This is a genomic window from Rahnella sp. CG8 (assembly GCF_023701875.1).
GTDB classification, from domain to species: Bacteria; Pseudomonadota; Gammaproteobacteria; order Enterobacterales; family Enterobacteriaceae; genus Rahnella; species Rahnella aceris.
Genome location: NZ_JABAED010000043.1, coordinates 18,876 through 27,147, shown reverse-complemented (window position 1 = coordinate 27,147; position 8,272 = coordinate 18,876). Strand labels below are relative to the sequence as shown.

The window sequence follows — 8,272 nt, the reverse complement described above, 5'->3', positions numbered from 1 at the left end:
TGCGTTTCGCAATCCGTGAAGGCGGCCGTACTGTAGGTGCTGGTGTTGTTGCTAAAGTTATCGCTTAATCGCTGATAGTTTTTTGTCACTATTCGTTGACGTAATACACACTAAAAGGGCATCATTCGATGCCCTTTTTTCTACGCTGTGGCGCTAGAACCTATCTCATCAGCGATTTATACGTCATAATCACTGGTGAGATAGGCTCTGAGATATAGCGTAAAACACCGAATTGCGCTCAAGTAGAGCATCGATCGGTTTGGTTTGCCTCGCAATGCGAGGCAAAGTTGTTTGTTCTGAATCATTGTGACGGGTTGGTTTATGAGTGCGAATACCGAGGCTCAAGGGAGCGGGCGCGGCCTGGAAGCGGTAAAGTGGCTGATTGTTGCCGTTTTGTTGGTTGTAGCTATTGTCGGTAACTATTATTACCGTGCATACAGCCTGCCGTTACGCGCGTTAGCCGTAGTTGTTATTATCGCAATTGCAGGCGCAGTGGCTTTACTGACCACTAAAGGCAAAGCGACGGTCGCGTTTGCTCGTGAAGCGCGTACTGAAGTACGTAAAGTCATTTGGCCAACGCGCCAGGAAACATTGCATACCACACTGATCGTTGCTGCGGTAACTGCCGTTATGTCACTGATTCTGTGGGGGCTGGATGGTATTTTAGTCCGCCTGGTATCTTTCATTACTGGCTTGAGGTTCTAATGTCTGAAGCACCTAAAAAACGTTGGTACGTCGTTCAGGCGTTTTCTGGCTTTGAAGGCCGCGTAGCACAATCGCTGCGTGAGCACATCAAATTACATGACATGGAAGAACTGTTTGGTGAAGTCATGGTTCCAACCGAAGAAGTGGTTGAGATTCGTGGTGGCCTGCGCCGTAAAAGCGAACGTAAATTCTTCCCAGGTTATGTGCTGGTACAGATGGTGATGAATGACGCCAGCTGGCACTTAGTTCGCAGCGTTCCTCGTGTTATGGGCTTCATTGGCGGAACGTCAGATCGTCCTGCACCAATCAGCGATAAAGAAGTTGATGCGATCATGAATCGCCTGCAACAAGTGGGTGATAAACCACGTCCTAAAACGTTGTTCGAACCAGGTGAACTGGTACGTGTTAATGACGGTCCGTTTGCGGACTTCAATGGTGTGGTCGAAGAAGTTGATTACGAGAAAAGTCGCCTGAAAGTGTCTGTTTCCATTTTTGGCCGTGCAACACCGGTTGAACTGGACTTCGGTCAGGTTGAAAAAGGCTAACAACAACGTTCTAAACATTCATTAGAACAGATGTTGTACAAGGCGCGAAATTGAACTATAATTTCGCGCCTTTTGTTTTTATGTGCAGTCTCAGCACATAAATTACAAAGAACAAAGTACTGTAAATAACGGGGAGCCTCTTCAAACAGGCGATATCACCCAAACGAGGATATTTACCATGGCCAAGAAAGTACAAGCCTACGTTAAGTTGCAAGTTGCAGCTGGTATGGCAAACCCAAGTCCGCCAGTTGGTCCAGCTTTGGGTCAGCAGGGTGTGAACATCATGGAATTCTGTAAGGCGTTCAATGCTAAGACTGATAGCATGGAAAAAGGCCTGCCAATTCCTGTTGTTATTACTGTTTATTCTGACCGTTCTTTCACCTTCGTTACCAAAACCCCTCCTGCAGCAGTACTGCTGAAGAAAGCGGCTGGTATCAAGTCTGGTTCCGGCAAGCCGAACAAAGACAAAGTGGGTAAAGTAACGAGTGCTCAGGTTCGTGAAATCGCAGAAACCAAAGCTGCGGACATGACCGGTTCTGACGTTGAAGCGATGACTCGCTCCATCGAAGGTACTGCTCGTTCCATGGGCCTGGTAGTGGAGGATTAATAAATGGCTAAGCTGACCAAGCGCATGCGCGTGATCCGTGACAAAGTTGATGCTACTAAACAGTATGACATCACCGAAGCCGTTGCTCTGCTCAAAGAGCTGGCCACTGCTAAATTCGTAGAAAGCGTTGACGTTGCTGTTAACCTCGGCATCGACGCTCGTAAATCAGATCAAAACGTTCGCGGCGCAACCGTACTGCCACACGGCACCGGTCGTTCTGTTCGCGTTGCCGTCTTCACCCAAGGTGCAAACGCTGAAGCTGCTAAAGCTGCAGGCGCTGAACTGGTAGGTATGGAAGATCTGGCTGACCTGATCAAAAAAGGCGAAATGAACTTCGACGTTGTTATCGCATCTCCAGATGCAATGCGCGTTGTTGGCCAATTAGGTCAGGTTCTGGGCCCACGCGGTCTGATGCCTAACCCGAAAGTTGGTACTGTAACGCCTAACGTTGCTGAAGCGGTTAAGAACGCTAAAGCAGGCCAGGTTCGTTACCGTAACGACAAAAACGGCATCATCCATACCACTATCGGTAAGGTTGATTTCGAATCCGACAAGCTGAAAGAAAACCTGGAAGCTCTGTTGGTCGCTCTGAAAAAAGCGAAGCCTTCCCAGGCTAAAGGCGTTTTCATCAAGAAAGTAAGCCTGTCCACTACCATGGGTGCGGGTCTTTCTGTTGATCAAAGCGGCCTGAGCGCAACAGTTAGCTAATTAACTGCTGACGTTTATCGCTTTACGCGGGCGATAGATTTGTCTAGAATCTATGGCCCGTTGTTTCGTTAATGCGAAACCAAGATTTTTCGGTTGGAGTCTGGCCTATCCAGACCTCCGTCCAAGACCGCAGGTGCCCTGAAAGGGGCTTAATCCTTCCTGCGTAGACGGTGACAGAGCCTGAAGAAAATATTTCTTTGTCTTTTTTATAAAGAATTAAGATTTGTCTTTGCTGGATTCTCTGCTCACCGTGTTTGAACGCTTGTTATCGATTCTCGATGACAAGTGATGTGAGTTCCGGGGGTTTTCCCCGGCTAAATCCAGGAGCAAAAAGCTAATGGCATTAAATCTTCAAGACAAACAAGCGATTGTTGCTGAAGTCATCGAAGTAGCCAAAGGCGCGCTGTCTGCGGTTGTTGCGGATTCTCGTGGCGTAACTGTAGATAAAATGACTGAACTGCGTAAAGCAGGTCGTGAAGCTGGCGTTTACATGCGTGTTGTTCGCAACACCTTGATGCGTCGCGTCGTGGAAGGTACTCAGTTTGAGTGCCTGAAAGACACGTTTGTCGGTCCAACCTTGATTGCATTCTCTACTGAACACCCAGGCGCTGCTGCCCGTTTGTTCAAAGATTTCGCTAAAGCGAATGCAAAATTTGAGGTTAAAGCTGCGGCCTTTGAAGGTGAGTTTATCTCTGCGGCTCAAATTGACCGCTTGGCAACTCTGCCTACTTACGAAGAAGCAATCGCACGCCTGATGGCAACCATGAAAGAAGCCTCTGCAGGCAAATTGGTTCGCACTCTGGCTGCTGTACGCGATCAGAAAGAAGCTGCTTAATCAGCCTTTTTTATCTCGTTCATTTGCTTACGTATAAACTATTTCTGAATTCTAGGAACACTTGAAATGTCAATCACTAAAGAACAAATCATTGAAGGCGTTGCAGCTCTGTCTGTAATGGAAATCGTTGAACTGATCTCCGCTATGGAAGAAAAATTCGGCGTTTCTGCTGCTGCTGCTGTTGCAGGTCCTGCTGCTGCTGCTGAAGCTGTTGAAGAAAAAACTGAGTTCGACGTTGTTCTGGCCGCTGTTGGCGCGAACAAAGTTGCAGTTATCAAAGCTGTTCGCACCGCGACTGGCCTGGGTCTGAAAGAAGCGAAAGATCTGGTTGAGTCTGCTCCAGCAGCTCTGAAAGAAGGCATCAGCAAAGACGACGCTGAAGCTCTGAAAAAATCTCTGGAAGAAGCTGGTGCTTCTGTTGAAGTTAAGTAAGTTTAACTTCCCGGAGTGCAGCCTGTCCTAACAGGCTGATGGCTGGTGACTTTTTAGTCACCAGCCTTTTTGCGCTATAGAGTGTCAGTGGTGTTTCACACTGTTTGAGCACTGAACTACTCTAATATCTCTTTCTATAGACGCCTTAATATATTGTTGCCTCTTGCTGTAGCTCATCTACAGATAACGCACAACGAAATGATTTAAGAGTGGTAGAAAACAGATATTGCGGGAAGCGTTTCTGCTTTCCGGTCGACATAAACGGTGTTGCATGAACTGTCCTTCTCAGGGCAGACAAGATTGGGTCACTGATCAGCGAGCTGAGGAACCCTATGGTTTACTCCTATACCGAGAAAAAACGCATTCGTAAGGATTTTGGTAAACGTCCACAAGTTTTGGACATTCCATATCTCCTTTCTATCCAGCTTGACTCGTTCCAGAAGTTTATCGAGCAAGATCCGGAAGGCCAGTACGGTCTGGAAGCTGCATTCCGTTCTGTATTCCCTATCAAGAGCTACAGCGGTAACTCTGAGCTGCAATACGTTAGCTACCGTCTTGGTGAGCCTGTATTCGACGTTAAAGAATGCCAGATCCGTGGTGTGACGTTCTCCGCGCCACTGCGCGTAAAACTGCGCCTGGTAATCTACGAACGTGAAGCACCAGAAGGTACGGTCAAAGACATCAAGGAACAAGAAGTCTATATGGGCGAAATTCCGCTCATGACCGAAAATGGTACCTTCGTGATTAACGGTACTGAGAGGGTTATCGTATCTCAGCTGCACCGTAGTCCGGGCGTATTCTTCGACAGCGATAAGGGTAAAACCCACTCATCGGGTAAAGTGCTTTATAACGCACGTATCATCCCTTACCGCGGTTCATGGTTAGATTTCGAGTTTGATCCGAAAGACAACCTGTTTGTACGTATTGACCGTCGCCGTAAATTGCCTGCGACCATCATTCTGCGTGCATTAAATTACACGACTGAACAGATCCTTGACCTGTTCTTTGACAAGGTGACTTACCAGATCCGCGACAACAAGTTGCAGATGGAACTGGTACCTGAGCGCCTGCGTGGTGAAACAGCTTCCTTTGATATCGAAGCTGACGGCAAAGTCTATGTAGAAAAAGGCCGCCGCATCACTGCCCGTCATATTCGTCAGCTTGAAAAAGACGAAATTCAGCGCATCGAAGTTCCTGTTGAATACATCGCAGGGAAAGTGGTCTCTAAAGACTACATCGACACCAATACCGGTGAGCTGATCGTCCCGGCTAACATGGAATTGTCTCTGGACCTGCTTGCTAAACTGAGCCAGTCCGGTCACAAAACCATTGAAACGCTGTTCACCAATGACCTCGATCATGGCGCGTACATGTCCGAGACCATTCGCGTCGACCCAACCAGCGATCGCCTGAGCGCACTGGTTGAGATCTACCGAATGATGCGTCCTGGTGAGCCACCAACGCGTGAAGCGGCGGAAAGCCTGTTTGAGAACCTGTTCTTCTCTGAAGATCGTTACGACCTGTCTGCTGTAGGTCGTATGAAGTTCAACCGTTCTCTGTTGCGTGATGAAATCGAAGGTTCAGGTATCCTGAGCAAAGACGACATCATTCAGGTAATGAAAAAGCTGATCGGCATTCGTAACGGCCAGGGCGAAGTGGATGATATCGACCACTTGGGCAACCGTCGTATTCGTTCCGTCGGCGAAATGGCTGAAAACCAATTCCGTGTTGGTCTGGTTCGTGTTGAGCGTGCTGTTAAAGAGCGTCTTTCTCTGGGCGACCTCGACACACTGATGCCTCAGGATATGATCAACGCTAAGCCGATTTCGGCTGCGGTGAAAGAATTCTTCGGCTCAAGCCAGTTGTCACAATTTATGGACCAGAACAACCCGTTGTCCGAGATCACGCTCAAGCGTCGTATCTCTGCATTGGGCCCGGGCGGTTTGACCCGCGAACGTGCTGGCTTTGAAGTTCGAGACGTACACCCGACTCACTACGGTCGCGTATGTCCAATCGAAACGCCAGAAGGTCCAAACATCGGTCTGATCAACTCCTTGTCTGTCTATGCACAGACCAATGAGTACGGTTTCCTGGAAACCCCTTACCGTCGCGTGCGTGATGGTCTGGTGACTGATGAAATCAACTATCTGTCTGCCATTGAAGAAGGCAACTTCGTAATCGCTCAGGCGAACTCCAACCTGGACGAAGAAGGGCGCTTCATTGAAGACCTGGTCACTTGTCGTAGCAAAGGCGAATCAAGCCTCTTCAGCCGCGATCAGGTTGACTACATGGACGTTTCCACCCAACAGGTTGTATCCGTTGGTGCTTCATTGATTCCATTCCTGGAACACGATGACGCCAACCGTGCATTGATGGGTGCGAACATGCAACGTCAGGCAGTTCCGACTCTGCGCGCTGATAAGCCGCTGGTTGGTACTGGTATGGAACGTGCTGTAGCGGTTGACTCCGGTGTGACTGCCGTAGCCAAACGTGGCGGTATTGTTCAGTACGTGGATGCATCCCGTATCGTTATTCGTGTTAACGAAGAAGAGATGTACCCGGGCGAAGCAGGTATCGACATTTATAACCTGACCAAATACACCCGTTCTAACCAGAACACCTGCATCAACCAGATGCCGTGTGTGAATCTGGGCGAGCCAATCGAGCGCGGCGACGTGCTGGCAGATGGTCCGTCTACAGATCTTGGCGAACTGGCTCTGGGTCAGAACATGCGTGTCGCGTTCATGCCTTGGAACGGTTACAACTTCGAAGACTCCATCTTGGTCTCCGAACGTGTTGTGCAGGAAGACCGCTTCACGACCATCCATATCCAGGAACTGGCATGTGTGTCCCGTGACACCAAGTTAGGGCCTGAAGAGATCACCGCTGACATCCCTAATGTGGGTGAAGCTGCGCTCTCCAAACTGGATGAATCCGGTATCGTTTATATCGGTGCTGAAGTGACCGGTGGTGACATTCTGGTGGGTAAGGTAACGCCTAAAGGCGAAACCCAGCTGACGCCAGAAGAGAAACTGCTGCGTGCGATCTTCGGTGAGAAAGCGTCTGACGTTAAAGACTCTTCTCTGCGTGTACCAAACGGCGTGTCCGGTACGGTTATCGACGTGCAAGTCTTCACCCGCGATGGCGTGGAAAAAGACAAGCGTGCGTTGGAAATCGAAGAGATGCAGCTGAAGCAGGCGAAGAAAGACCTGACTGAAGAACTGCAGATCCTGGAAGCCGGTCTGTTTGCACGTATCCAGTCTGCGCTGGTTGCTGGCGGTGTTGAAGCTGACAAGCTGGGCAAATTGCCTCGCGATCGTTGGTTAGAACTGTCACTGACTGACGAAGACAAACAGAATCAGTTGGAACAGCTTGCTGAACAGTACGACGAACTGAAATCCGAGTTTGAGAAAAAACTCGAAGCTAAGCGTCGTAAAATCACTCAGGGCGATGATCTGGCACCAGGTGTGCTGAAAATCGTTAAAGTGTATTTGGCCGTTAAACGTCAAATCCAGCCTGGTGACAAAATGGCAGGCCGCCACGGTAACAAAGGTGTTATCTCCAAGATCAACCCGATCGAAGATATGCCTTACGATGAAAACGGGACTCCTGTTGATATCGTACTGAACCCGCTGGGCGTTCCATCACGTATGAACATTGGTCAGATTTTGGAAACCCACCTGGGTATGGCCGCGAAAGGTATTGGTGAAAAAATCAATGCCATGCTGAAGAAACAGGAAGAAGTTTCTAAGCTGCGCGAGTTCATCCAGCGTGCCTATGATCTGGGCGACGACGTACGTCAGAAAGTGGATCTGACCACCTTTACCGATGACGAAGTATTGCGTCTGGCTGAGAACCTGAAAAAAGGTATGCCAATCGCGACACCAGTCTTCGACGGTGCGAAAGAGACAGAGATCAAGCAACTGCTTGAAATGGGCGGAATCCCAACCTCTGGTCAGATCACACTGTTTGACGGCCGTACCGGCGAGCAATTCGAGCGTCAGGTTACCGTCGGCTACATGTACATGCTGAAACTGAACCACCTTGTTGACGATAAGATGCACGCGCGTTCTACCGGTTCTTACAGCCTTGTTACTCAGCAGCCGCTGGGTGGTAAAGCTCAGTTCGGTGGTCAGCGCTTCGGTGAGATGGAAGTGTGGGCACTGGAAGCATATGGTGCCGCATATACCCTGCAGGAAATGCTGACTGTTAAGTCCGATGACGTGAATGGCCGTACTAAGATGTATAAAAACATCGTAGATGGCGATCATCGTATGGAACCAGGCATGCCGGAATCCTTCAACGTACTGTTGAAAGAAATCCGTTCTCTGGGTATCAACATCGAGCTGGAAGACGAGTAAGTACTCGAATTCGCACTGATCACAGGGGCACCTGCCTGTTAATCAATACAGACCAGGTGCCTAACAGGTCTAACCCGAC

Annotated in this window: 8 protein-coding genes; all 8 read left to right on the top strand. The window is 49.1% G+C overall.

Going from position 1 to position 8,272, the window contains the following annotated elements; all coding sequences use genetic code 11:
* On the top strand, window positions 1–68 hold a 68-nt coding region (locus tag HGO41_RS25890; protein ID WP_130634147.1), incomplete at its 5' end, for an EF-Tu C-terminal domain-related protein.
* A gap of 253 nt (window positions 69–321) precedes the next feature.
* On the top strand, window positions 322–705 hold the full coding sequence (secE, locus tag HGO41_RS24315) for a preprotein translocase subunit SecE (protein ID WP_013577415.1): 384 nt from the start codon (window positions 322–324) through the stop codon (window positions 703–705).
* Entirely contained in the window at window positions 705–1,250 is a 546-nt protein-coding gene (gene nusG, locus HGO41_RS24310; protein WP_013577414.1) for a transcription termination/antitermination protein NusG, read from the top strand. The genes secE and nusG overlap by 1 nt, the downstream gene beginning before the upstream one ends.
* A 178-nt stretch (window positions 1,251–1,428) precedes the next feature.
* On the top strand, window positions 1,429–1,857 hold the full coding sequence (gene rplK, locus HGO41_RS24305; protein WP_013577413.1) for a 50S ribosomal protein L11: 429 nt from the start codon (window positions 1,429–1,431) through the stop codon (window positions 1,855–1,857).
* Between the two features lie 3 nt (window positions 1,858–1,860).
* Complete coding sequence (gene rplA, locus HGO41_RS24300) at window positions 1,861–2,565, top strand: 50S ribosomal protein L1 (RefSeq protein WP_013577412.1); 705 nt, start codon at window positions 1,861–1,863, stop codon at window positions 2,563–2,565.
* 337 nt (window positions 2,566–2,902) lie between these two features.
* Entirely contained in the window at window positions 2,903–3,400 is a 498-nt protein-coding gene (rplJ, locus tag HGO41_RS24295; RefSeq protein WP_013577411.1) for a 50S ribosomal protein L10, read from the top strand.
* A 66-nt stretch (window positions 3,401–3,466) separates the two neighbouring features.
* A complete protein-coding gene (gene rplL / locus HGO41_RS24290) occupies window positions 3,467–3,832 on the top strand; it encodes a 50S ribosomal protein L7/L12 (protein ID WP_013577410.1) in 366 nt (121 codons plus the stop codon).
* Window positions 3,833–4,164: 332 nt separating this feature from the next.
* The gene (gene rpoB / locus HGO41_RS24285; RefSeq protein ID WP_250981569.1) at window positions 4,165–8,193 is read left to right on the top strand and encodes a DNA-directed RNA polymerase subunit beta; all 4,029 of its coding nucleotides are present in this window, start codon (window positions 4,165–4,167) and stop codon (window positions 8,191–8,193) included.
* Window positions 8,194–8,272: the final 79 nt, after the last annotated feature.

What these genes read in the sequence shown, in the direction of transcription:
- secE (WP_013577415.1), top strand. Translation starts at nt 322, where the DNA reads ATGAGTGCGAATACCGAGGCTCAAGGGAGCGGGCGCGGCCTGGAAGCG.
- nusG (WP_013577414.1), top strand. Translation starts at nt 705, where the DNA reads ATGTCTGAAGCACCTAAAAAACGTTGGTACGTCGTTCAGGCGTTTTCT.
- rplK (WP_013577413.1), top strand. Translation starts at nt 1,429, where the DNA reads ATGGCCAAGAAAGTACAAGCCTACGTTAAGTTGCAAGTTGCAGCTGGT.
- rplA (WP_013577412.1), top strand. Translation starts at nt 1,861, where the DNA reads ATGGCTAAGCTGACCAAGCGCATGCGCGTGATCCGTGACAAAGTTGAT.
- rplJ (WP_013577411.1), top strand. Translation starts at nt 2,903, where the DNA reads ATGGCATTAAATCTTCAAGACAAACAAGCGATTGTTGCTGAAGTCATC.
- rplL (WP_013577410.1), top strand. Translation starts at nt 3,467, where the DNA reads ATGTCAATCACTAAAGAACAAATCATTGAAGGCGTTGCAGCTCTGTCT.
- rpoB (WP_250981569.1), top strand. Translation starts at nt 4,165, where the DNA reads ATGGTTTACTCCTATACCGAGAAAAAACGCATTCGTAAGGATTTTGGT.